Here is a 25,717-nt window from a genome sequence, read left to right as displayed (position 1 = left end):
ATGGAAGGTGGTAATTTTATAGATTATGTAAAGATATTTGTACAGTCAGGCAATGGTGGTCCAGGTTCTGCACATTTTAGAAGGGAAAAATATGTGCCCAAAGGTGGCCCAGATGGCGGTGATGGTGGTCGTGGTGGACATATTATTTTAAGAGGCAACAAACAATTATGGACATTGTTGCACCTTAAATATAGAAAACATATTAAAGCGAAACATGGTGAAGGTGGCAAAGGTGCGTTAAGTAGTGGCAAGCAAGGAGAAGATATTATTTTGGAAGTTCCACTAGGTACTATAGCTAAAGATGTTGAAACAGGAGCAATTGAAGCCGAAATAATGGAAGATGGACAAGAAGTAGTTTGGTTAGCAGGAGGAATTGGTGGTTTAGGCAACAATCATTTTAAAACATCTACCAACCAAGCACCACACTACGCACAGCCAGGAAGACCAGGAATAGAAGGCTGGAAAATATTAGAGCTAAAAGTTTTAGCTGATGTTGGTTTAGTGGGCTTCCCAAATGCAGGAAAATCTACACTATTGTCTGTATTGAGTGCAGCAAAACCAGAAGTTGCTGACTATGCATTTACTACATTAGTGCCAAATTTGGGTGTAGTAAGTTATAGAGATAATTATTCTTTTGTAATGGCAGATATTCCTGGAATTATTGAAGGCGCATCAAAAGGAAAAGGCATTGGCTTGCGTTTCCTTAGACATATAGAGCGTAATGCTGTATTATTGTTTCTTATTCCAGCAGATTGTGCAGACCATAAAAAAGAATATAAAATATTAGAAAAAGAACTAAAAGCTTATAATCCTGAATTGATGCACAAGAAAAGATTATTAGCAATTAGCAAATCAGATTTGTTAGATGATGATTTGAAAACTTGGATTAGAAAAGAATTTCCAAAAAAATTAGATGTTGTTTTTATTTCATCACATACAGAAGAAGGATTGGTAGAATTGAAAGACAAACTTTGGAAGTTAATGAATTAATTATTATATTATGGATAATTTTGTAATTATAAAAAATGGCGTTACACTTAGCTTAGTGTATATACTACTCACATTAATTTTGTTTATCGTAGGTATCGATATGGAGCAATGGGCAAAATGGTTGGTGTTGGCAATTACTTTTGTTTGTATTGTATTTTCAATAAAATTATATGCAGACACACTTGATGACAAAGATGCTACATTTGGTCAATTGTTTAAAGTTGGTTTTTTTTCATCATTATTGTTTGTAATAATTGTTTGTTTGTTTATGGTGTTGTATGTAAAGGTGATAGATGTAGACTTTTATGAGAAGATAAACGACCTTGCACGCGAAGAAATGAAAGCACAAAATATAAGTGAAGATAAAATGGAATCATTTATAGAAGCAGGAAAAAAATACATGACTGTACCATTCTTATTGCTTTCTACATTCTTGTCCAATCTTATTACTTGTAATATTGGAAATTTAATAGGTGCATTGTATTTTAGAAAAAATAAAGATTAATGATTCAGATATCTACACTAGCATTAGATAATTTTGAGGATTACAGATTACTAGACTCTGGTAATTTTTTAAAATTAGAACAATTTGGCGAATATATTCTGATAAGACCAGAACCACAAGCAGTTTGGGATAGTAAACTATCTTTAGAACAATGGAGAAAACAAGCACATGCAGAATTTGTTGCACAATCTAGTTCTTCTGGTATTTGGAAAAAACATAAGCCAATGCTTGACTCTTGGAATATAGTATATAAATTAGATAAACATAAAACAATAAAATTCAATCTTGCATTAACAAAGTTCAAGCATGTAGGTGTATTTCCAGAACAATGCGTTAATTGGGATTTTATTTTTAATCAAACCAAAAAGATAATTACACAAAATAAAACATGCACAGTGCTCAATTTATTTGCGTACACAGGTGGCGCAAGCCTTGCTGCAAAAGCAGCAGGCGCAGATGTAGTACATGTAGATGCTATAAAACAAGTTGTAAGTTGGGCAAATAGAAATATGTTGAGTTCGCAACTTACAGATATACGTTGGGTAGTAGAAGACGCACTAAAGTTTGTAAAAAGAGAAGTAAAAAGAGGCAAAAAATACAATGGTATTATCTTAGATCCACCAGCATATGGACATGGTCCAAATGGTGAAAGCTGGAAGCTAGAGCAGCAAATAAATGAAATGCTATCTGATGTCTTAAAACTATTAGACAATGAGCAACATTTTTTTGTATTAAACAGCTATTCATTAGGTTTTTCATCATTAATTATTAGAAATTTGATGAACGACAATTTAGCAAAAAACAAGCTAACAGTATCAACAATAGATTATGGCGAAATCTATATACCATCTGCGCAACAACAACAATTACCATTAGGTGTTTATTGTCGATTTTAGTATATGCACTGTGTTATTCTGTCTTCGCTAAAAGTTTTTAAACCTGAATTATTCATTTGCTAATGAATAATTCAGGTTTAATTAGAAGTGCCACAAGATACCAGAGAACAAAACGAAAGCAAACAACTATGTATTAATACTAATAATATATGATATATAAGCTATGTAAAACTAACACCAAAAAAACCACGTTGTGCAACTGCCACCGATGTTGGTGGCTGCCCATTTTATTCAGGTTTTTCTTCTTCAATTAAAAATCGTTTTTCTAATAATATGTGCATCATATGTCGTATGTCTTTACTGAACATATATAACTCTTTTGATTCTCCATACATTTCTCTGAACATCGGGTGTCCTATCATTTCAATTGCTCTTTCAAAATTTTCAACTGCTTTTCTTTTTTCTGTCTTTGATTTAGTTGTTTTTAAGGCTCTGTATGTTTCAAGTCCTAACTCGTAAATCCAAGGGTAGTCATCTCTATAAAAACTCACCATCATAAGAAAGCCAATATTTGGGTCTTCCATTTTCATTTCAAAATGCATCATTTCGTCAAACATCATTGGATGAAATCTTTTTCGTCTTCGTCTAAATTCGTCAAGTCGGCTTTCAACTTTGTTTGGTATGCTGTCTATCATCATTTTCAACTCGTCAAGATATTTTGGTGATATATTTGCTTTGTCCTGTGAAGTTACTGCAATACGCAAATCTGAAACTGCTTCTACTATGTCAGCTAATGAACGTTCTTCAACATTCCCACTTTCTTTTAAAACTTTTAAGTCTAATGAAACAGAAATTGGATTATGAAAATCACTGTTTCCTGCTTCCAAAGACTTTATTTGATTTGTAATTTCTTCTTTCGCAGAAGCAACACTGTCAAGGTTGCGAAGATCAAATTGTATAATTCTTGTAGCTGCAACGTCAAATGGAATTATGTCACCTTTTCTAATCATTTGAACTAAAGGTTTGCGTATAGCATGACGAATTGCTAATTCATAAAAAACATTAGGTTTTTTTTCTGTCAAGTCAGCGATTACAAGTTCAGCATCTACAATATGTTCAATTATTTGGGTAGTGATTATTCCTGGTTCAGAAATTTTGTCTGCTCTAACAACTGTATATCCGTTTTGTTCTGCTGGGCTTGTTATTATGTGTTTTAAAACTTGGTCGGAACGTTCCCTTGTTTCAGAGCCTTCTTCTCCAATTGGTGAAATAACAAAGCAAATTTTCTTTTTATCTTCTTTTGTTGTCATACTTTCTTATTTACAGTGTGTCTTTCTTGGGTTGCCACCAATATTCGGCTGATTTGCGAAGTTACGAACTGCAAACGAAGTTTGCAAGTGAAGTTTATATCTATTTTCCACGTTCATTGGTTTTTAGCGATAAACTACTGAGGATAAAAGTTGGTGCTATTAATGTTGGTTGAAGAAATTGTGTATAATGGATACTTGTAGAATTTATTTTGATATAAAAAATGGCATTAGAAAATAACATTAATAAAAAATGGGTTTTCAAAAGAAAACCCATCATAATTGTAAGAATTATATTCTTATTTTTTCTTTTTAGCTGGTGCTGCTTTTGGTTTGTATTCATCAATGATAGAAACCGCTTTGTTCAATACTTTGAACTTTTCTGCATTTAATGAATAAAAAATCTTTTTTCCATCTCTTCTAGCATTAACAGCATCAACACCTCTTAACATCTTTAAATGCTGCGATGTAATTGATTGTTCGATTTTTAAAGTGCTGTAAATGATGTTCACGTTTACTTCACCCTTTTCGTTAATTAACTTAACGATTTTTGCTCTTAATGGATGCGCAACTGCCTTCAACAAATCTGCTGCTTTGCTGATTTGTTCGTTGTTTAATTCTAATTTTTCCATAAAAAATATTTTAATTAATAGTTTAGTTAGTACAAATATAATAAGAATTAATTTAATTCATACATAATTTGTAAAATTTAACATTAAGTAATTAAAATATGTTTTGTTTTGGGGAAAATTAGGCCAAAATTGACTTCACAATCTTGTTGATATCTTCTATTTTTTCCTTATTTACAGAATAATAGATAAATTTTCCATCTCTAATAGTATTTACAATTCTAGCTCTTCTAAGTATTGCTAAGTGTTGAGAAGCAATGGATTGCTCTAATCTCATTTCAATAAATAACTCTGTAACTGTAATTTTTTCTTTATTGTTAATTAGTTCTAACATTTGTCTTCTTAGCTTATGATTCAATGCATTAAGTGTAATGTTTGCCTTTTTCAATTGAATTGGTTCTAAGTATTTGTAATCTGAACCAAATAATGTTTTTTCAACTGCTGTCATTGTCATATTAATTGTTTTACAGATATAGTTGCATATGAATGCTAAAAGGTTGCATGTTATGCTTTTTTTGTATGCAAGAAAAATGGTTTTATGTAATTTGGTTCGAAATATGCAGTATCTACAAAAGTTTTTTCTATAAATAATTGATGTGCTAATTGTCCAATGTTTGTTGCATTATATTCAAAGTCAATGATATATGTGCTATTTTTGTTTTCTTCTAAAAATAGCTTTATTTTTTCTGTGGCATTTCCAAAAATTGTAAAAGTTTTTTCTGTTTCAAATATTTTTTTAAAACTTTTATCTAAAATCTTTGGCTGCTCATTAATTTCTATGTTTTTTTTATCATCATATAAAGAAAAATAGATTTCATCTCTTCTTGCGTCAATATTTGGTAGGTAAAAATCTGTTTTAGGATATAACTCTAATGCTTTATAATTCATTATTTCTAAGGTAGATATGGCAATAATTGGAATGTCTAATGTGTACGAAATGCCTTTTGCTATAGATACACCAATTCTTAAACCAGTGTATGAGCCTGGCCCAAATGCTAATGCAATTGCATTTATGTTTTTTAGCTCTAAATTTGCCTTTTCACATACATTTTGAATAAGCATGTTTATATGCTCAGATGCTGTATTGATTCGTTCATCTTTGGCGGAAGCAATTAGTGCTTTGTCTTTGAAAATTGCTACAGAACAAGTACTAAGTGCTGTGTCTATACATAAAATATAAACCGACATTATTTTTTTACTGTTAAAATTTCTTTGTATTGTGTAGGATTTGCTAGTAATTTTTTTGCTGTATTTACATCTGTATCATAATTTAAGCTATTTGCAATTCTCCCCTTTTCGTTGTAATATCTGAATACAATTTCTTGATTTAGTAGTTCTGATATTTCTTTTTTATACTTTATTAAATCTTGCGTTTTATCATTTTCAATTTTTTTCTCAATATCACTTAGTGTATGTTTTATTTCATCAGAATAATTTTCATCTTTTATCAATTTATTCAATTCTTTGATTGATTCTTCAGTTTTTGATGTGTATTTATATTCTTTTCCTTTTAAGAATTCGATAAAATTATTGTATTCAACATCGTTTATATTAAATTGTACACTATCTCTAAGTGTTTTATTATTGTATTTGTAATAGTTTGCATAATCAAATATATGGTTGTTTACATATAATGCTATAGTTACTGGTGCTACTTCTGCTTCTGTAGTTTTAATATCAGGTTCTATTCCAGCACCATCTTTTACTGTACGTCCGTTTTTGGTTTTAAATGAAGTACGCAAAGAATCAGGAATTGTATTTGCATGGCCAGATTCATCTCTATGGCTATAATCTATTCTTTGTATGCATCTTCCACTTGGAATGTAATACTTAGAAATTGTAAGTTTTAATTTTGATTTGTAACCTAATGGTTTGGTAGATTGTACAAGTCCTTTTCCATAAGAATTATTGCCTATAATTACGCCTCTGTCTAAATCTTGTATAGAACCAGAAACAATTTCAGATGCAGATGCAGAGCCACCATCAATCAATACTGCAATTGGAATATTTATATCTATTGGATTTGATTGAGTCGCATATTCATAATTATTTTCAGGTGCTTTTCCTTTTGTATTTACTATTGTTGTGCCTTTATCTACAAATGTATTGCAAATATTTATGGCTTCGCCCAACAATCCACCACCATTGCCTCTTAAGTCTAAAACTATACCTTTTAAACTTGGGTTTTTCTTAAACTTAAGTACTGCTTCTTGAACTTCATTGGCAGCATCATCAGTAAATGAAATAAGTTTTATATAGCCAACTTCATTGTTTAGCATTTCTGCAAATACAACATTATTCAATTTTATTTCTGCACGCTCAAAAGTGTATGTTTTCTCTTCATTACTCACAGCTTTTTGTACTTTCAAAGTTATCATTGTACCTGGTTCACCTTTTAGTAACTCACTCACTTCAGATGAGTTGTATTTTGTACATGATTTGCCATCAATTTCTAAAATTACATCACCAGGTTCTAAACCAGCTTTGTAAGCAGGATAACCTTGATATGGTTCTGTTAATACAATTCTATCATTTATTTTTGCTATTCTAGAACCAATGCCACCATATTTTCCAGTAGTTTGCATTTGGTATTCATCAATATCTGCTCCAGTAATGTAGTTTGTAAAAGGATCTAAGCCTTCGAGCATTTTTACAATACCATCCGTCATTAATTGATTTGGATCTATTTCATCTACGTATGATGCATTTAACTCTTTATATACATTAGTAAATAGTTCTAAGTTTTTAGCCATTTCAAAATACTTATTTCTGTCGTTTGATGTAGCATAAAATACAGTAAGAATAAGTGTGATGTTTAAAAGTATTTTTTTCATTTTTTTGCGTATAATATTTGTCTAAACTAATAAAAAATATGAGAAATATAGGTTAAAAATAATTAAATGATATTGGCAATTACATATTTGATTTAATTCGCAAGTACTTTATAATTTATTATTAAATGTTTTTTTACATCAAAGTTAATTATTGTATAATAAGATGTTTTTTTTAATTATCTATTTTTCCGTATTTTTGATGTATGAAAGAACGTGTATTGAGTGGTGTGCGTAGCACAGGAAATCTTCATTTAGGTAATTATTTTGGTGCAGTAAAGAATTTTTTATTCATGCAAGATAATTATGATTGTTACTTCTTTATTGCAAATTTACATGCACTAACAACACATCCAGATCCTGCGATGCTTAAAGTTTCTACACAAGCAACTTTAGCAGAATATGTTGCATGTGGTTTAGATCCAGAAAAATCAGTGCTTTACATACAAAGTGATGTGCCGGAAATTACAGAATTATATACATTGCTTAATATGCTCGCTTACAAAGGCGAATTAGAAAAATGTACTTCTTTTAAAGAAAAAATAAAGAAACATCACGAAAATATAAATGCAGGACTACTCACCTATCCTGTTTTGATGGCTGCTGATATTCTAATACATAGAGCGCATAAAGTACCTGTTGGAAAAGACCAAGAACAGCATTTGGAAATGGCAAGAAATTTTGCTCAAAGATTTAATCATAGATATAATGAAGAATTTTTTCCAGAGCCACAAGCATTTGATTTTTCTGGGAAGTTAATCAAAGTGCCAGGATTAGATGGTAGTGGAAAAACGGGCAAAAGTGAAGGCGAAGCAAATGCTATATTTTTACGAGAAGACGAACAGTCTATGAGAAAAAAAGTAATGCGTGCAAAAACTGATGCTGGACCAACAACACCAAATCAAGAAAAACCAATTGAAATACAGAACTTATTTACTTTAATGGAATTGGTTTCTAAAGAAGAAACAGTACAATTTTTTGATGAACAATACAATCAATGCACCATAAGATATGGTGATTTGAAGAAACAATTGGCTGAAGATATTGTACTTTTTACAGCACCTATTAAAGAAAAAATTTTAGAAATAGAAGCTCAACCAAAATATTTAAAAGATGTTGCAGAACATGGTGCAACTTTAGCAAAAAAGAGTGCACAATTTACAATAGAACATGTTAAAGATTTAATGGGCTTGAATAAATTTTGGAATTAACTTTTTTGATTAATTAGAATACCTTATTTTTATACAATAGAAAGAAATCATGGCGAAGAAAAACCAACAACCTGAAATTGAAAAAGAAGTAATAAAACATATTGCAGTTGCTGGAAATATAGGTTCTGGTAAAACTACGCTTACTGATTTATTAGCTAAACATTATAATTGGGAAGCAAGATTTGAAGATGTTGAAAGCAATCCTTACTTAAATGATTTTTATGCTGATATGCCACGTTGGTCATTCAATTTACAAATCTATTTTTTAAATAGTAGATTACAACAATTAGTAGAAATACAACAAGGCAAAAAGACAGTGGTTCAAGATAGAACAATATACGAAGATGCTCATATTTTTGCACCAAACTTACATGAAATGGGTTTGATGAGTACCAGAGATTTTGAAAATTATATCAGCTTGTTTAAAACTATAAACAAGCAAATTACGCCACCCAATTTATTAATCTATCTAAAAGCATCACTAGGTACACTTGTATCTCAAATTGAAAAAAGAGGTAGAGCTTATGAAGATAATATCAGATTAGATTATTTAAAACAACTCAACCAATATTACGATAATTGGATTGAGAATTACAAAGAAGGTCCACTCTTAGTAATTTCAGTTGATAACTTAAACTTTGCAGATAAACCAGAAGATTTTGGAAAAGTTGTAGATAAAATCAACGCAGAATTATTCGGTTTATTTTAATCATAAATAAATTTCCATGGCTTAGCTGATTCAAGTTGCAAAGCCAATTCTAACAATAAAGCATCTTGTCCAAATGGTGATACAAGTTGCACACCAACAGGCATTCCATTTGATGCAATGCCTAACGGTAAAGAAATTGCTGGAGATCCAGAAATATTAAATAATGGCAAATAAGTTGCAAAATCTGCACCACGTTTTGCAATTTCATCATACTCTAAATTTGGCGAGAAATAACCAATTTTTGGTGTAGTTTTAGTAGTAGTAGCAGTCATAATTATATCATACTTTTGGCTCAGTTCAGCCTCAGTATTTTCTGCAGATTTTTTCAAGGTACTCAAGCTATTGAATAATTTTAGCTTTCTACCAGAAAACGTGTTAGCCAAACCTAATGTAAATGGTTCCAATACAGATTTATCAACTTTTGCACCATGCGTTAATCTACCAAAATTTATTGACATATAAGATAAAAAACCATAATAAGTAAGGTAGTGTATTGTTAGCGATTCAATATCCAATGGTACTTTTATCATTTCTACATGATGACCAAGATCTTCCAATAATTTTGCTGTTTCTAATTGCACACGAAAAGTATCTTCATCCATGTGTCCTTGCTTGCCTTCTGGAAGATTCTCAAAAAATGCAATTCTTAATTTTTTTTGAATTGGTGTTTTCACATAACCAATCTTGGGTAGTTTTTTATTATGAAAGAATTTCTCAGCTTCAGCATAATACAATGCAGTATCACGAACACTTCTTGTAAGCACACCCTGATAAACAATATTTATTGGCAAAGTCTCCGTTCCTTCCATGTAGAATAATCGTTTGCGTGTTGGCTTTAAGCCTACTAAACCACAGCATGCAGCAGGTATGCGCGTAGAACCAGCACCATCATTTGCTGTAGCAATAGGTACAACACCACTTGCCACCATAGCTCCAGAGCCAGAAGAAGAGCCACCAGTAGTATAATCTGTGTCCCATGGATTTTTTGTAATTCCCCAACGATCATTTTCTGTACTACAAATAAAACCAAACTCAGGTAAGCTTGTTTTGCCTAGGCAATTTACGCCAGTTGAGAAAAACTGATTGACATATTTACTATTCTTTTTTGCAATTTTTGATTTGAATGCGCCTGTACCTTTTTGTGTTGGGTAATTTTTTATAAAATCATTGTCTTTTATAAAAGTTGGCACACCATACAACGCACCATTTCTATTTAGTCTTTCAATATTTCTTGCATCATCATATGTTTTTAGAATAATTGCGCCCAATTCTTCATTCACTTTTTCTGCTCTTGCAATTGCTGCTTCTGTTGCTTCTTGTACTGATATTTTTTTAGATGCAATTGCTTCTGCAATACCTATAGCATCCAAAGTTCCTAAAGCATCATCCGAAAATGCATTTATCTTTTTTCCCATATTCTAAAAATATAAAATATATATGTACGAGTTATGGTTTTGTCCAAAAATATTTTTTAGCTATAATTTATCTAGATTAATTATCTGATGATAAAAATCATTATTCTTTGATTTTATTTAGTTGGCAAAAATCTATTATCTTTGTGAAATTAATTCTTAATCAAAAATATATAAAGAACTTATGAGTTATATTGTATCCGTTCATGCCCGTCAAATTTTAGATTCAAGAGGCAACCCAACAGTAGAAGCTGATGTAATAACAGAAAATGGAATTCTTGGTAGAGCAGCTGTACCTTCTGGTGCATCTACAGGAACACGTGAAGCTGTAGAACTAAGAGATAATGGAAAAATTTATATGGGCAAAGGTGTTCTAAAAGCTGTGAAAAATGTAAATACATTAATTGCAGAAGCTATTATTGGAGAAAATATATATGAGCAACGTGTTATAGATAAAATAATGTTGGAGTTAGATGGTACTGACAATAAAAGAAATTAGGTGCCAATGCAATTTTATCAGTATCATTAGCAGTTGCAAAAGCGTCTGCACAAGAAGCAAGAATGCCTTTATATAGATATATAGGTGGAACAAATGCATATACATTACCTATTCCTTTAATGAATATTTTGAATGGTGGTGCACATGCTGATAATAAAATTGATTTTCAAGAATTTATGGTGGTGCCAGTTGGTGCAGAAAATTTTTCTGATGGTTTGAGAATGGGTGTTGAAATTTTCCATCATCTAAAAAAAGTTTTAAAATCTAAAGGATATTCTACCAATGTTGGCGATGAAGGTGGCTTTGCTCCAGAAATAAAATCTAATGAAGAAGCTATTGAAACAGTTTTGAAAGCAATTGAAAGTGCTGGATACAAAGCTGGCGAACAAGTAAAAATAGCTATGGATGCCGCAGCATCAGAATTTTATGATGAAAAGAAGAAAAAATATATCTTTAAAAAATCTGATAATAAAGCATTGTCATCTGAAGAAATGGTAGATTATTGGGCAAGCTGGGTAAAGAAATATCCTATTGTTTCTATAGAAGATGGTTTGGCAGAGCAAGATTGGAAAGGTTGGGCTTTATTAACCAAAGAATTAGGAAACAAATGTCAATTAGTTGGTGATGATATTTTTGTAACGAATACTAAAATATTAAAAGAAGGTATTGATAAAAATATTGCCAACTCAATATTGGTAAAAGTAAATCAAATAGGTAGCTTATCTGAAACGATTGATGCTGTTGATTTAGCGCATAGAAACAAGTATACATCAATAATGAGTCATAGAAGTGGTGAAACTGAAGATAGTACCATAGCTGATTTGGCTGTTGCTTTAAACTGTGGACAAATAAAAACTGGTTCTGCTTCTAGAAGTGATAGAATGGCAAAATACAATCAACTATTAAGAATAGAAGAAGAATTAGCTACTGAGGCATACTATCCAGGAAGAAATTATAAATTCTTTTAATTCTAATATTAACATAAATAATTAAAAATAATAATATGAAAAAAGTATTATACGCAATCTTTTTTTTGTCTGTATTAATACAATCTTGTAAAAAAGATGATAATGATGTAACAACAACACAAACAAAAATTGGAGATGCATCAATATATTCAGGTGATATTGCTATAAAATGGATAGACTTATTTAGATATGTAGCCAAAAGAGAAGCTTTGAATCCACCAGTTGCTTCAAGATATTTTGCCTATGCTGGTGTTGCTATGTACGAAAGTGTAGTAACTGGAGCAAATAATTACAATAGTTTAGCCAATCAATTAAATGGTAGTCTTTCAATTCCAACTTTTAGATACCAAAATTTAGATTATGAAATTGCATGCGACGAAGCAATGTATGTTGTTGCAAAAAATGTATTGAATAGAAATATTTCATCAACATCTAATGATACGATTGAAAAACTTAGATTACACATATTGAACCAAAAAAGAAATAACATCAATGAGCAATTGTTCAATAGTTCTATTGAATATGGTAGAGCAATTGGAAATACTATTGTTGCTTGGGCAAGTGGAGATAATTATTCAACTATAAGAACTAATACATATACAGTACCTAGTCGCTCAGAAAATCAGATGTTTTGGGCACCAACTGACGCTGTTAGTTTACGTCCAGTTGAACCATTTTGGGGCGAAATGAGACCATTTACTATGGCTGCATCAACGAGTTGCTATGTGGCATCTCAAATACCTTTTAGTACAACTATTGGTTCAGATTTTTATAATCAAGCAATGGAAGTGGTAACTGTAAAAGAAAATTTAACGATAGAACAAGAGCATATTGCAATGTGGTGGGCAGATGTGCCAGGACAAACACCTTCGCCTGCTGGACATTGGCTAAATATTGCAAGTATAATTGCAACTCAAGAGAATTTGAATTTAATACAAGCAGCAGAAATGTATGCTTTAGTTGGATTAGCTGTTGGCGATGCATTTATATCTTGTTGGGAAGCTAAGTATAGAGTGAATTTATTAAGACCAAAAACATATATCAGAGATTATATTGCTGGACAATCTAATTGGGAACCCAAATGGGCAACACCACCATTTCCTGAATATACATCTGGTCATTCGGTTTGCTCTGGTGCTTCTGCAACAGTACTTAAACACCTATTTGGTGATATTACTTTTGTAGATAATACCAATACATTCTTAGGTATTAATGAGCGTACTTACACAACATTCAACCAAGCTGCTGATGAGGCTGCTATTTCTAGATTGTATGGTGGCATACATTACAGAGAAGCTATTGAATTTGGTATTGAACAAGGAAATAAAGTTGGCAATACAATTATAGATAGAGTTACAACTAAAAATTAATTATTCAGTAGCCTATTCATACTTTAATATTTGTTCGGAAATAAAATAATTTCCATCGTCAATTCTTAGAATATAATTTCCGTTAGCAATATCTTTTAAGTTGATTTGTACTTTATCCGATTTTTTATGTTCTATATGCATTAATTGATTTCCTGAAGTTGAATACACACGAATGTTTAAGTTATTACCAAAATCACTTGAATTTAATCGTTCAATATTTACAATATTTTTAGTTGGATTTGGGTAAATAGTTATATTGTGATTTTTAATTTCTTTGATGGAAGAAACAATTCTATTAGAATCATAATATAAATCTAGATAAGGTGCTTCGTACATACTTGTGTCGCCTGTGTAATAATGAACAATACTTTCGCCTTGTGCTGTATCTACAATACTTATTCTAAATTGAGTTAATCCATTTTTGTTGATGTATTGCAATGCTTCTTCGTGTATATCAAATCGAATAGAATAATTATCTCTACTAGTATTTCCAAATGCACATGCAATGTCTTCTTTACTTGATGTGGCATTAAAATCTGAAAGTTCAATAGTTTCATTACCAAATGTTCCACTTATAATATCTAATTTTATATTGTTTGGATATAATTGATTTGGATATGATTTGTAATTTCCTTCTTTTCTTCTAATAAATAAACTTGCTTTTTTAATTCTAATATCGTCTTCAATAAATGCTGTATTGAAAGTAGTAATTCCTTTACTTGTCTCCTGTTCTGCTATTTTTCCAACTTTTATACTTTGATTTCCTGTGGATGTTGTAGATACATAGCCATCATAATTTCCACCTAAAGATTGAATAGTGGTATCTTTATCTTCTCTTAAATAGTCCATAAAAAACTTTCTCATTTGATAAGAAGCCAAGAATGTATAACCTTGCGGACTTAAATGATAAGTATCTATGCCACCCAAACCCATTGCAGCATGTGGTGTTGGATAGTTTTCATCACCACCAGGAAATGGCACACTATATTTTGGATAAGTGCCGAAAGGTGCAACACGCAATGGTGTTGGCTGTCCATACATGTATTGCATTAGTCCTACATTATTTACAAAATGTAGATATGGTCTGTTCCAAACACCAACTAAACTATCTTGCAAATGAGCCATATAATTAATAAATGGATTAACTTCTGCTGGCGTAAATCTGTCTTTATCTTCCCACATTTCTGCATATGGATTCCAAGGATAATCAATAATTGGATCTACAAAGTTTGGGAAATCATAACACATCCACAATATTTTCATATTTGGACATTTCTCATGAATAAAATCAAAGATGGTATCCATATTTGTTTTCGCTTCTGCTAATGGTGCATCTAAAATGGATAATGGCTTGTCTTTTCTAATTTTAAATGCAATATCATTGCCTAGTAATGATATCACCATTAATGGTGTACCATCTCTTCCATCTTTTTCAATTTGTGGTTGCCATAGTGCTTTTGCAATTGGATATAAAAATGCTTCTGAGTTCATACTAATTAGAACTGTAAAATCTCCATTTGAAATATATTCTGGGAAACCATATTGTACTAATGCAGAATCGTATGCTTTGTAAATCACAGGAAAATGCGCCCAGCTATCGCCAAAAACTCTGATTTTCACTTCTTTTTTAGGTACTTTACATGTTTGTGCATTAATATTATTTGCAATTATAAAAAAGAGTGCGATACTTGTAAATATTGCTTTTATAGTATTTTGTAACATATTTAGATATTTTGTAATATCTAAATTAATAAAAAATTAACAAAAAAGAGATTTTTAATTAACTTTTTACAAAAGATTATTTTTCACGCATGTTAAGTTCAATAATCATGGTGATTTCATCTTTTGTAGATATGCCTTTTTTACGCCAAACTTCTTGTCCATTTTTGTATAAAATAATTAATGGTATTGAACTAATTTGTAATGGTTTTACTAACTCATTACAATTATCATAGTTTAGTTTTTCTAACTTAAATGTACCATTCATCTCTTTTTCTACGCTTTCTACAATTGGAGAAAGTATTTTGCATGGTGCACACCATGGCGCATAAAAATCAACTAATACAAGTTTGTTTTTTGATATCAATTGTTTGTAAGCATCTAGAGTGATTGTCGAATCATCTGATGGATTGTTGTTTTTAGGTAATTCTATTGCTTTACTATTGCCTTTCCAAGACATAATTCCACCTTGCAAATTATATACTTGTTTGAAACCTTGTTGTTGCATCACTTTCATAGCTGATGAACTTCTTCCACCTGAAAGACAGTACACGTATACTGGTTTGTTTTTATCTAATTTTGAAATTTCTTGTGCGAAGTTTGGATTGTTGAAGTTAATATTTTTTGCTTTTGGTATAAAACCTGTTATAAATTCACCTTCAGTTCGTACATCAATTAGTTGAGCATCATTATTGGATGAAATTAATTTTTCAAATTCATTAACATCAACGTTTTTTGCTATTATGACTTCAGTATCATTTTGTTTATTGTTGTTGCTATTACATCCAATAAAATTGAAAATAAATAGCGATGCTAAAATTATATTTTTCATATATGTTATTATTTACATAAACTAGTTACACTTTTGAATATTCTATTCCATTTTATATTTTTTGGAAATTCTTCAAAATTGTTCATAGAAAACCATACAAACAATGGTTTGCCTACAACATGGTCTTCTGGTACAAATCCCCAATAGCGTGAATCTAATGAATTATGTCTATTATCGCCCATCATAAAGAAATAATTTTGACTAAAAGTAAATGTTGTTGCAATATTTCCGTCAATAATAATTTGGTTATTATTGTTTCTTTCAATAGTTTTTTTCTCAAAATATTTGATTGTAGAATAATATTTTGCAAAATTCTCTGTTGTTAATTCTATAGACATTCCTTTGTATGGTACTACAATCGGACCAAAATTATCTACTGTCCATTTAAAAATTGCAGGTGCTACAAAAATATCTTCAATCCATGCTGCGCTTTCTAAATTTGGATGACTAATAATATTTTTTATATAACCATTTTCTTTTAGCTGACTGATTTGATTGTTCGTTAGTAAAAGTGTAATTGTATCATTATTTGCAAGATAGTTGTCCATTATATTGTGCATAGCATCTAATGGCTCAACTGGATTCCCAAATCCATCAGCAAAATTAAATCCAGCAACATCGTAAAACCAAAGCATACCAAATTTATCCAATGCTGCTCTATCAAGTTTTTTGTTTAGAATTACATCATACATCATCTGCATTTCTTTGTAGTGTGGTTGTTTTTTATGGTCGATGTATAATTGTCTGTCTATTATTTGTAATGTATCGCCAGATATTGCCACACATCTTTTTACATAGTTTTCTCTTTTATCAACAGGACGATCAGGGTTTTCTATGGCATCACCTGGATAGTTGAATACTACAATATCGCCTCTTTTTATATCTTCAAATCCTGGTAGTCGTTTGTATGGTAATTGAATAAGCTTTGAATATGCTTTCCCTAAATTATTTGGTAATGAATGGTGGAAAAATGGTATACCTAATGGTGTTTGAGGTATTCTTGCGCCATAGTTAAATTTAGATACAAATAGGAAATCACCTGCGAGCAAAGAACCTTCCATTGATGTTGTCGGAATTTTGTATGCTTCTAAGGTAAACATACGTACAAATGTTGCAGCTATAACGGCAAAAACAATTGCATCAGACCATTCTCTTACAGTGCTTCTTTTTATTTTATTGTTGTTGGCAAATAATGGCCCAAGGTATTTTGCATCTTTATCAAAAAAACCAATATATATAAATGAGATAAAACCAAAGAACGATGCAAATGCATGATGTAAGAATGATTTTTTGCCAAAGCAATGTAATGTGTCGGTAACCCAAGTAAGTGCAAAAAGATAATTGACATATGGTATCAAGCCCCAAATTGCTTTCCTTTTATTTTTACCTAAAATTTCTAACCAAGTTACATCTTGCAAGAAAGGAATAAAGACATGCATTGGGTTTTTGCCTGCTTTTTTGAATATACCAAATAATGAGAAATGAAGTATGTAATAAATTAAATAGAAGTAAATAATACTCAGCATATATTATAAAATTATTTGCACAAAGATGCTAATTTTTTAACAAGAAATAATTTATTATTTAGTTTATAAATGTTAAAATTAAATACTAATATTTACTAAAGCAATTATTTTTTCTCATTTATATAGTCCATTTTGTAGCTCATAATGTTTGCAATTGATTGAGCACGGAATTTTGCTTTCTCTGCTAATTCTCCAGCAAATAATTCATCTACAGCTTTTTGCCAATAGCTATACCATAAGTCAAAATCTTCTTTTGATAGATTTGTTTTGGTGTTTACAGAAAAATGTTTTCAGTAACATTTCCTTTGTAAGTAAATACATCAAACAAAATGCCTTCCCAAAAATCTGCAACTAATGGAATATGTGTCGTTAAATCTAATGGTGCTATGTGTTTGAAAATAGCTCCAAGTCTTTCATCTTGATAACTATACTTATAAAATAATGTAATTATTTCAACAATATCAGTTCTATTTTCAATGTCTCTTTTTGTCATTTTTTTTAATTAAACTAATGCTGATAAATCTGATGTAGCTATCTGTAAATACTTTATGACATCAGTTTCGTCTTTCTTTTCTTCATTTTTACTATTGTAAGTTATTTCCACATTTTCTATAGATAAAAATTGCTTGTCATCACCATCAATTGAATATGTTTTTAGTACCGCATATTTATTAGGATTATCATTGTTTTTTAATTCTAATAAAGGTAAATAATTTCCTTTTTCTAACTCGTTTTTAAAATTCTGTAAATTTTCTTTTTCTATGAATTTTAAATTAATTGGCAATGTTTTTTCTTCCATCCAATTGTCTTGTAATTCAGAAAATGGTTCCTTTGCATTTCCAGAAATAAAAATTGGAGCAATAGCAATAATTAATAAAGCTTCTATTATCCATATAAATACTAAGAATCCACCTTTCACAACTGAACCTTTTAATGTAAAAGTGCCAATTCCAACTAATGTTTTAATGTTATTCATAATATCAAATGGATGCATAAATTCATATAAAAAAGTATCTAAGTTGAAAGACGTTTTTACAAAAAATGAGCCTCCACCAGATGATTGTAAAAGCAAAGATAAATACAATGCCCATTGTGAATAATATGAAATAATAGTTACAATGAATGCAATTGCTACAGCAATAGATGGATTTCTAACTTTTCCTTTTTTGAGAAGAAATACTAATGCCATATATGTTCCAATTCCAAATCCTATAGCAATAAATAAGTTTAAATAAATAAACGGAATAAACCATTGTAATGCAATATATACAATACTCAAAAGTATGCCTGCAATTGTGCCACCAATTAGCATTAAAAGAATTCCTGAAATTGGCGCTTTGCCAGATGCTTTGTAATATAAACTATCCATATTTTGTGTTTTTTTGGATTAAAAATAAGAAAAATATAAATAAATTCTATTCAAAAAAATATTGCTTAATCTAAATATAAAACCAGTGTTGTTTTTGAATTCTGATATTTCTGTAATATATTTATACTATGTTGTATCACAATGAAAAGACAATTCTATTTTTTAATGGAATTTTTAAGAAAGTAGACGAATTTAAGGTAAGCACATTCAATCAAACATTACATTATGGATATGGTGTATTTGAAGGCATCAGAGCATACCAAACAGAAAATGGAACACATATTTATAAAGTAAGAAGACATTTTGAACGATTACAAAACTCAGCTCATAAGCTAAATATACAAATGCCATACACTGTGCAAGAAATGATAAACTTTGCCTACGAGTTAGTTGAAAAAAATAAATTGAAAGAAGCCTATATTCGTCCGCTTATTTTTATGGATAAAAATATGACTTTGCGTGCTGTAGATGCCGATAGACCAAATATGTTGATGACATGTTGGAAATGGAATAAATACTATCCAAATAATGAGTTGAGAATAATGATTTCATCTTGGCGAAGACCACATCCGAAAACGATGCCAGTAGATATAAAAGCAACTGGAAATTATATCAACTCAATATTAGCTACACGCGAGGCAATTCAAAATGGTTATGATGATGCATTGCTTATAGATGTTGAAGGTTATGTTGCATCTGGAGCAGGCGCATCTATTTTTATGGAAAAAAATGGAAAATTATTTGTGCCACCTTTGTCTAATATATTTCCAAGCATTACCAGACAAACATTAATAGATATTGCAAAGCAAATGGGCATTGATGTGGTAGAAAAATTTATTGGTATAGATGAAATTTTGAATGCTGATGCAGCGTTTTTTACAGGCACAGCTGCTGAAGTTGCTGGTATCAGATATATAAATCAAAACAAATTGAAATTAGAATGGGAAGATACCATTGGACATTTATTGCATGATAGATATAAAAGAATTGTAACAGGAAAAGACACTAACTTTTTAGAATATTTTTGATGATATGAAGTACAAAAGAATGCCCATTGAAGTAGAATCTCCTGAAGAGTTAGGCTACGAAAATATTATTTGCAATTTAGCTGAAAGTTCTATTCGTGATATATATTTGAAAGATTTGAATATTAATATCGAAAATACATTGTTGTGCTATGGCGAACACAAAGGAAATATTGAACTAAGGAAAGCAATAATAAACAATGAACCTAATTTAGATGAAGATGATGTATTAGTTTGTCCAAGTGCTGCTACTGCATTATTCATTATTTCTACTACATTATTACAAAATAATGATCATCTAATTGTATTAAGACCAAACTATGCAACAAATATTGAAACACCACGTGCCATAGATTGTGAAATAACATATGTTGATTTGAAACTTGAAAATAATTTTCAGTTTTCCGTAAGTGATATTATTAGCAAAATAAAACCTAATACTAAACTTATATCATTTACATCGCCACACAATCCAACTGGAATTGTGTTTGATTCTGATATTATTGAAGAAGTTATATTGTATGCCAAACAAAAGAATATCTATGTTTTAGTAGATGAAACGTATAGATATTTGAATTTTAAAACTGAAAGATTACCTTATTTTGCCTCTATTTCTAATAACGTAATTTCCGTATGTTCTCAATCAAAAGCATTTGGTGTGCCAGGCATTAGAATTGGTTGGTTGATTAATAAAAATAAGCAACTGATGCATGATTTTTTAGCTGCTAAAGAACAAATTATTATTTGTAATTCAGTAGTTGATGAGGCAATTGCTTTACAAGTATTCTACCAGCATGAAAAAATATTGTATGATGTACATAAACACATTAATTCTAATTTTATTTTGATGAAAGCATGGATGGAACAGCAACAATACATGATTTGGACTGATCCAAATGCTGGTGTGGTTTGTTTTCCAAAAATAAAAGACGAATACAAAGTAGATACCAATCAATTTTATTCTGTTTTATTTAATGATTATAAAACTATTGTTGGCGCAGGACATTGGTTTGAACAAGATGATACATACATGCGTATTGGTTTTGGATTTCCAACACAAGATGAATTGTTGCAAGGACTAAACAATATTACAAAATCTATAGAAGCAGCAATTGTTTAGTGTATGAATTGGATAGAAATTTCGATTGAGAATCAGGCGAAAATTAATGAGGCAATATTACGCAAGCCTATTAAAATATTTGAACAAGGCAAAGATATTTGTGTTGTAAAAACAGATGAAGGAATTTTTGGTGTGAACAATAGTTGCCCACACGCTGGTGCGCAGTTACATCATGGACATTGTAATAAATTGGATGTTATAAGTTGTCCATTGCATGGTTATAAATTTCAAATTAAAAATGGTAGAAGCACTGATGGCAACAACTACAAATTAATTTGCTATGAATTTAAGTTTGAAGAAGGAATTTATTTTCTGAGAAGAAAAAATTAGCGTTTCATGCCCATGCCTTGAAATTTCTTCATCATAGTTTTCATTTGGTCAAATTGTTTTACAAAATTATTTACATCTTGTATTGAACTACCACTTCCTTTTGCTATTCGTTCTCTCCTCTTACCATTTAATACATCTGGATTTGTTCTTTCTTCTGGTGTCATAGAAAATATCATTGCTTCAATTTTTTTGAAAGCATTGTCATCAATATCTATATCTTTTATTGCTTTTCCAACACCAGGAATCATTGCCATTAAATCTTTTAGGTTACCCATTTTTCTGATTTGATTGATTTGCTGTAAGAAATCATTAAAATCAAATTGGTTTTTGGCAATTTTTTTATTTAAAAGTTGAGCTTCTTTTTCGTCAAATTGTTCTTGAGCTTTTTCTACAAACGATACGATATCGCCCATACCTAAGATTCTGTTCGCCATTCTATCTGGATAGAATACATCAAGTGTATCCATTTTCTCGCCACGGCTCACAAATTTTATAGGTTTGTTTACTGTATATTTAATAGAAAGTGCAGCACCACCACGTGTATCACCATCTAATTTGGTTAAAACTACACCATCAAAATTAATTTTATCGTTGAATGCTTTTGCTGTATTTACTGCATCTTGTCCAGTCATAGAATCTACAACAAACAGTGTTTCTTGTGGTTGAATGGCTTGTTTTACATTTGCAATTTCATCCATCATTTGCTCATCAACTGCTAAACGTCCTGCTGTATCTACTATTATTACATTGTAACCTTTTTGTTTAGCATATTGAATGGCATTTTGTGCTATTTCAACTGGATTTTTATTCTCTATTTCAGCGTAAACTTCTACTTTATTTTGTTCTCCTAAAACTTTTAATTGTTCAATAGCTGCTGGTCTGTACACGTCACAAGCAACTAATAATGGAGATTTGTTTAGTTTGTTTTTTAGATAATATGATAATTTTCCTGAAAATGTTGTTTTACCAGAACCTTGAAGTCCAGCGATTAAAATTACTGTCGGATTGTTTTTTACATTCAATTCTACAACAGAACCGCCCATTAAAGTTGTTAGTTCGTCATTTACAATTTTTACCATTAATTGTCCTGGCGAAACTGCAGTTAAAACATTTTGTCCAAGTGCTTTGTCTTTGATGACATCTGTAAAATCTTTGGCAATTTTATAATTAACGTCAGCATCTACCAATGCTCTTCTGATTTCTTTTACAGTTGTGGCAATATTAAGGTCAGTGATTTTGCCTTGTCCTTTTAGGTTTTTAAACGCTACGTCTAATTTGTCTTGTAAATTCTCAAACATAAATTATCTTTTCAAAAATTTTAGCAAATATACAAAATATTCAAGACCAAAAAAATGATTGTTTTTTTTGATAATGTACTATTGATAAACTATTTGTAATGTTTAGATTTCAAGTTTCATCATTATGTCTGTTTGTAACTCATCTCCTAGTTTGAAAATGTGTTTATCAAACTCAATAAAATTATTTTTCTTATAAAAATTAATCGCTCTTTTGTTATTTTCCCAAACACCCAACCAAACATAATTTACTTTTCTAGCTTTGGCAATTTTTATTGCTTTCTCATATAGTAATTGACCAACATTTCTCCCATGGAATTCTTTCAATACATATATTCTTTCTATTTCAAGTGAATTGTTTGTTGTTTTTTCTGTCTGTGCTATTCCAAAATTTATTTTTAAATATCCAATTTCTTTGTGTTGATATATTGCAAAATAGAACTCACTATTAGTATTATTTATTTCTAATAATATTTTATCTTCTGCAAAATTCTCTGCTAAGTATTTTGACATATTTTCTTCTGAATTATATGATGCAAATGTTTCGTAGAAGGTTTGTTTCGCTATACTTTGTAAAAGCATTAATTCATTTACTGTTGCTTTAGTAATTTTAATTTCATCCATATAATTGTATTATTTGATTAAAATTATTACTAAAGATACAATAATTCAATTAATCAAAATAATATAACTATTCAATGAGTTTTAAATACATATTTGTTAAAGCTTCTGGTAAAAAACTTGGTTTGTGTATAATCTGAAATGCGCCTTTGCCTAACATTTGTGGTAAATAAAATTTAGCATTACTGTCAATTGCCAATGCTGATACATGAATATCGTTGTTTCGTACTTCTTTTATGGCATGTTTTATATCTTCTATACCATATTTCCCTTCGTATCTATCGTAGTCATTTGGTTTTCCATCAGTTAATAATAAAAGCCATTTCTTTTTTGTATTAATATTTTTTAGCTGTTCATGTGCGTTTCGTATTGCTGCGCCAATTCTTGTATAGCCTTTTGGTTGAATTGCTCCAATATGGTGTTTTTGTTTATCCCAATCATCATTAAATTTTTTTATTGTATGATAGTCGCAATGATTTCTTGTTTTGCTAGAAAATACATCAATTTGAAATTGTGTGTTGTATTTATGTAAGATTTCGCCAAAAAGTAATAATGATTGTTTTTCTGTGTCAATAATTCTATGGTCATTTACATATCCATCTGTAGATAAACTGATATCTGTAATAATTAATATTGCTATGTCTTTGATATTTTTTCTTTTAGACAAGAAAATATTGTCTTTGGGTGTTATTCCTGCTTGAATATCTGTAAATCTTTCAGTTATTGCTTCTAAGTCTATTTCTTCTCCTTCTGGTTGCTTTTTTATTTTTTGATATTCGTTGAAAAAATTGTTTAGTTTTTTTTCAAGTTGTCTTAATACGATATTCTGTTCCTCAAATGTTTTCTGTGTATATGCTATTGATGTTTCACTAAGTTGTGACTCATAGATTTGGCAAAAATTCTTTTTATATTTTTTTTGTTGATAATCCCATTCATCAACAAATTTTGTCGCAAACCTCAGAGATTTTAGCTTTACTTTCTTTTATTCCTTTAGAATTAAAAAACTCAGCATGATACACAGAATGTGATGGTGAATCTACACGCACCATTTGATTCATATCTAATTCTTCTAATGCTTCACTATTTTCTTCTAAATCTTGATCATCATCAAAGTCTCTCCAGCTTCCGTTGAAATCGTCAATTGTTTCAACTTTTTCAAAGTTATGTGTTAATGTGTATTGTTCTTGTTTCTCTTTGTCTACTTCAAGTATTTCTATATTTTCTTTTGCTTTAGAATTAAGCTCAACAGATTTTTTGTTTAATTCATTGAGTTGTTCCCATTGGTTCACTTTTTTATCTACATGCTCGTTATTGTTATTCTTATTTTCATCAATTGATAGTTTTCCAAACCATTCGTATTGAAATTCATTCTTATCAATTTCTGATATAAATTCTGTATTATATATTTCATTAAATTGATGCATTAATATTGGAAATTCTGAATTTAATTCAGCTAAAATTTTTGGCGAATTTTCTACTGATTTTTGAAGTGCAATTTCTATATTTTGTGCTTCAATGTTTGATATATAGATGTCTAGTTTTTGTTGCGCATACAAATAGAATATTCTAAAGATATAAAAAAAATAGTTTTTTTCCTTTGAGTTAAATCTATTATATTTTTCTGGAAGGAAATAGATGTTGTTTTTTAAACTACTATATTTTTCTGCTGGAAATATTTCAATAGCTACACCACTCAGCAATCTTGCAATAATGGTAAGTTTGTTTTTTATATCGGAAAGATATATTGTGTGTTCTTCATTTTCAGGTGCATTGTTTTTTTTGAGTGCTTTAGTAAATTGAAGAATTTTTTTAAATATGATTTGATCAAATTCCATTATATAGACATTGAAACTAAATCATTAAGTGCATTAATAATATCAATGTCATCAGTAAGTGGATGAACGATACCCACTTCACATGCCAAGCGTGAAGGTATGCCAGAAACTATAAGCTTAGCTGCATCTACCAACAATCGTGTAGATGCAGGTTCAGCCAATCCACTATCAACTAAATTCCTTATTTTATTCCCTAACTTAACTAATTTCTCTGCTGTTGATTTGTCTATGTTACTTTCATTACAAATGATTTCAGCTTCTACATTTGGTTTAGGATAACTAAATTGCATAGCAACAAATCTTTGTTTCGTTGATGGTTTTAAATCTTTAAACCCACGTTGATATCCAGGATTATAAGATGCGACCAACATAAAATTTTCTGGTGCATGTAGTTCTATATCAAGTTTATCTATATATAATGCTCGTCTATGATCTGTTAATGAATGAATAGCAACTAATACATCTGGTCGTGCTTCTGCAATTTCATCCAAATATACAATTGCACCTTTTCTTATTGCTTTAGTGATTGGACCATCTTGCCAAACTGTTTCTAATCCTTTTACTAAAAACCTACCAATTAAATCTACTGCTGATGTGTCTTCATTACATGCAACTGTTATCAATTCTTGATTCAATTGTTGAGCCATATATTCTACAAATCTAGTCTTACCACAGCCAGTAGGTCCTTTTAAGAGTAGTGGTAGTTTTTGCTTGAATGTATGTTCAAATATATCACACTCTTTATTGATTGGTCTATAATATATTTTTTGCATTGTGG

25 protein-coding genes and 1 pseudogene are annotated in these 25,717 nt (G+C 30.2%); 10 read left to right on the top strand and 16 right to left on the bottom strand.

Going from position 1 to position 25,717, the window contains the following annotated elements; genetic code table 11:
- The 3 genes from obgE to IPK18_14255 are packed head-to-tail and all read left to right on the top strand — an operon-like array spanning position 1 to position 2,391.
- Positions 1 to 990 (top strand): GTPase ObgE, encoded by a 990-nt coding sequence (gene obgE, locus IPK18_14265; GenBank protein QQR97958.1) that lies wholly within the window; start codon positions 1 to 3, stop codon positions 988 to 990.
- Positions 991 to 1,000: 10 nt separating this feature from the next.
- Complete coding sequence (locus IPK18_14260; GenBank protein QQR97957.1) at positions 1,001 to 1,495, top strand: DUF4199 domain-containing protein; 495 nt, start codon at positions 1,001 to 1,003, stop codon at positions 1,493 to 1,495.
- Positions 1,495 to 2,391, top strand: a complete 897-nt coding sequence (locus IPK18_14255) for a class I SAM-dependent methyltransferase (GenBank protein ID QQR97956.1) — start codon at positions 1,495 to 1,497, stop codon at positions 2,389 to 2,391. Before IPK18_14260 ends, IPK18_14255 begins: the two co-directional genes overlap by 1 nt.
- Before the next feature lie 227 nt (positions 2,392 to 2,618).
- Here IPK18_14255 and IPK18_14250 read toward each other — a convergent pair whose 3' ends face one another.
- The 5 genes from IPK18_14250 to IPK18_14230 all read right to left on the bottom strand — a co-directional run bounded on the left by IPK18_14250 (position 2,619) and on the right by IPK18_14230 (position 7,101).
- Complete coding sequence (locus IPK18_14250; protein QQR97955.1) at positions 2,619 to 3,641, bottom strand: hypothetical protein; 1,023 nt, start codon at positions 3,639 to 3,641, stop codon at positions 2,619 to 2,621.
- Between the two features lie 296 nt (positions 3,642 to 3,937).
- Positions 3,938 to 4,270 carry a helix-turn-helix transcriptional regulator gene (locus IPK18_14245; GenBank protein QQR97954.1) on the bottom strand — a complete coding sequence of 111 codons (333 nt, stop codon included), beginning with the start codon at positions 4,268 to 4,270 and terminating at the stop codon, positions 3,938 to 3,940.
- 118 nt (positions 4,271 to 4,388) lie between these two features.
- Positions 4,389 to 4,721 carry a helix-turn-helix transcriptional regulator gene (locus IPK18_14240; protein QQR97953.1) on the bottom strand — a complete coding sequence of 111 codons (333 nt, stop codon included), beginning with the start codon at positions 4,719 to 4,721 and terminating at the stop codon, positions 4,389 to 4,391.
- Between the two features lie 50 nt (positions 4,722 to 4,771).
- Positions 4,772 to 5,455, bottom strand: coding sequence for a tRNA (adenosine(37)-N6)-threonylcarbamoyltransferase complex dimerization subunit type 1 TsaB (tsaB, locus tag IPK18_14235; protein ID QQR97952.1), 684 nt, complete (start codon positions 5,453 to 5,455; stop codon positions 4,772 to 4,774).
- A complete protein-coding gene (locus IPK18_14230; protein ID QQR97951.1) occupies positions 5,455 to 7,101 on the bottom strand; it encodes a PDZ domain-containing protein in 1,647 nt (548 codons plus the stop codon). The genes tsaB and IPK18_14230 overlap by 1 nt, the downstream gene beginning before the upstream one ends.
- Positions 7,102 to 7,304: 203 nt before the next feature.
- On the opposite strand from IPK18_14230, the gene trpS reads away from it, so the two are divergent.
- Together trpS and IPK18_14220 are read left to right on the top strand one after the other, a co-directional pair.
- Positions 7,305 to 8,309, top strand: coding sequence for a tryptophan--tRNA ligase (trpS, locus tag IPK18_14225; GenBank protein ID QQR97950.1), 1,005 nt, complete (start codon positions 7,305 to 7,307; stop codon positions 8,307 to 8,309).
- 49 nt (positions 8,310 to 8,358) lie between these two features.
- Entirely contained in the window at positions 8,359 to 9,018 is a 660-nt protein-coding gene (locus IPK18_14220) for a deoxynucleoside kinase (GenBank protein ID QQR97949.1), read from the top strand.
- Here the strand turns inward: IPK18_14220 and IPK18_14215 are convergent.
- Positions 9,015 to 10,433 carry an amidase gene (locus IPK18_14215; GenBank protein ID QQR97948.1) on the bottom strand — a complete coding sequence of 473 codons (1,419 nt, stop codon included), beginning with the start codon at positions 10,431 to 10,433 and terminating at the stop codon, positions 9,015 to 9,017. The two genes, IPK18_14220 and IPK18_14215, sit on opposite strands and share 4 nt — an antisense overlap.
- 181 nt (positions 10,434 to 10,614) lie before the next feature.
- Here IPK18_14215 and eno point away from each other — a divergent pair.
- Together eno and IPK18_14205 are read left to right on the top strand one after the other, a co-directional pair.
- Positions 10,615 to 11,897 (top strand): annotated as a pseudogene (gene eno / locus IPK18_14210) (phosphopyruvate hydratase).
- 35 nt (positions 11,898 to 11,932) lie between these two features.
- Complete coding sequence (locus IPK18_14205) at positions 11,933 to 13,267, top strand: vanadium-dependent haloperoxidase (GenBank protein QQR97947.1); 1,335 nt, start codon at positions 11,933 to 11,935, stop codon at positions 13,265 to 13,267.
- A 12-nt stretch (positions 13,268 to 13,279) separates the two neighbouring features.
- On the opposite strand, the gene IPK18_14200 is transcribed toward IPK18_14205, so the two are convergent.
- From IPK18_14200 to IPK18_14180, 5 genes are all read right to left on the bottom strand, one after another.
- A complete protein-coding gene (locus tag IPK18_14200; protein QQR97946.1) occupies positions 13,280 to 14,989 on the bottom strand; it encodes a T9SS type A sorting domain-containing protein in 1,710 nt (569 codons plus the stop codon).
- A 76-nt stretch (positions 14,990 to 15,065) separates the two neighbouring features.
- Positions 15,066 to 15,818, bottom strand: coding sequence for a thioredoxin (locus IPK18_14195; GenBank protein ID QQR97945.1), 753 nt, complete (start codon positions 15,816 to 15,818; stop codon positions 15,066 to 15,068).
- 8 nt (positions 15,819 to 15,826) lie between these two features.
- Positions 15,827 to 17,257 carry a signal peptidase I gene (lepB, locus tag IPK18_14190; protein ID QQR97944.1) on the bottom strand — a complete coding sequence of 477 codons (1,431 nt, stop codon included), beginning with the start codon at positions 17,255 to 17,257 and terminating at the stop codon, positions 15,827 to 15,829.
- Positions 17,258 to 17,618: 361 nt separating this feature from the next.
- Positions 17,619 to 17,837: a hypothetical protein gene (locus IPK18_14185; GenBank protein QQR97943.1), complete on the bottom strand. Its 219-nt coding sequence runs from the start codon at positions 17,835 to 17,837 to the stop codon at positions 17,619 to 17,621.
- Positions 17,838 to 17,846: 9 nt separating this feature from the next.
- On the bottom strand, positions 17,847 to 18,713 hold the full coding sequence (locus IPK18_14180) for a hypothetical protein (GenBank protein ID QQR97942.1): 867 nt from the start codon (positions 18,711 to 18,713) through the stop codon (positions 17,847 to 17,849).
- 131 nt (positions 18,714 to 18,844) lie between these two features.
- On the opposite strand from IPK18_14180, the gene IPK18_14175 reads away from it, so the two are divergent.
- From IPK18_14175 to IPK18_14165, 3 genes are read left to right on the top strand one after another with little or no spacing between them, the layout of a single operon-like run.
- A complete protein-coding gene (locus tag IPK18_14175; GenBank protein ID QQR99366.1) occupies positions 18,845 to 19,741 on the top strand; it encodes a branched-chain amino acid transaminase in 897 nt (298 codons plus the stop codon).
- A 4-nt stretch (positions 19,742 to 19,745) separates the two neighbouring features.
- On the top strand, positions 19,746 to 20,858 hold the full coding sequence (locus IPK18_14170; GenBank protein QQR97941.1) for a pyridoxal phosphate-dependent aminotransferase: 1,113 nt from the start codon (positions 19,746 to 19,748) through the stop codon (positions 20,856 to 20,858).
- A gap of 3 nt (positions 20,859 to 20,861) precedes the next feature.
- Positions 20,862 to 21,188, top strand: a complete 327-nt coding sequence (locus tag IPK18_14165) for a Rieske 2Fe-2S domain-containing protein (protein ID QQR97940.1) — start codon at positions 20,862 to 20,864, stop codon at positions 21,186 to 21,188.
- Here IPK18_14165 and ffh read toward each other — a convergent pair.
- The 5 genes from ffh to IPK18_14140 all read right to left on the bottom strand — a co-directional run bounded on the left by ffh (position 21,185) and on the right by IPK18_14140 (position 25,712).
- Positions 21,185 to 22,486, bottom strand: coding sequence for a signal recognition particle protein (ffh, locus tag IPK18_14160; protein ID QQR97939.1), 1,302 nt, complete (start codon positions 22,484 to 22,486; stop codon positions 21,185 to 21,187). The genes IPK18_14165 and ffh overlap by 4 nt on opposite strands.
- A 102-nt stretch (positions 22,487 to 22,588) precedes the next feature.
- Positions 22,589 to 23,107, bottom strand: coding sequence for a GNAT family N-acetyltransferase (locus IPK18_14155; GenBank protein QQR97938.1), 519 nt, complete (start codon positions 23,105 to 23,107; stop codon positions 22,589 to 22,591).
- A 67-nt stretch (positions 23,108 to 23,174) separates the two neighbouring features.
- Positions 23,175 to 23,771: a VWA domain-containing protein gene (locus IPK18_14150; GenBank protein ID QQR97937.1), complete on the bottom strand. Its 597-nt coding sequence runs from the start codon at positions 23,769 to 23,771 to the stop codon at positions 23,175 to 23,177.
- 268 nt (positions 23,772 to 24,039) lie between these two features.
- Positions 24,040 to 24,939 (bottom strand): hypothetical protein, encoded by a 900-nt coding sequence (locus IPK18_14145; GenBank protein ID QQR97936.1) that lies wholly within the window; start codon positions 24,937 to 24,939, stop codon positions 24,040 to 24,042.
- Positions 24,939 to 25,712 carry a CbbQ/NirQ/NorQ/GpvN family protein gene (locus IPK18_14140; protein QQR99365.1) on the bottom strand — a complete coding sequence of 258 codons (774 nt, stop codon included), beginning with the start codon at positions 25,710 to 25,712 and terminating at the stop codon, positions 24,939 to 24,941. Before IPK18_14140 ends, IPK18_14145 begins: the two co-directional genes overlap by 1 nt.
- Positions 25,713 to 25,717: the final 5 nt, after the last annotated feature.

Source organism: Sphingobacteriales bacterium (genome assembly GCA_016699615.1).
In the GTDB taxonomy this organism is placed as follows: Bacteria; Bacteroidota; Bacteroidia; order Chitinophagales; family JADIYW01; genus JADJSS01.
This window is presented reverse-complemented; position numbering and strand designations above follow the sequence as displayed.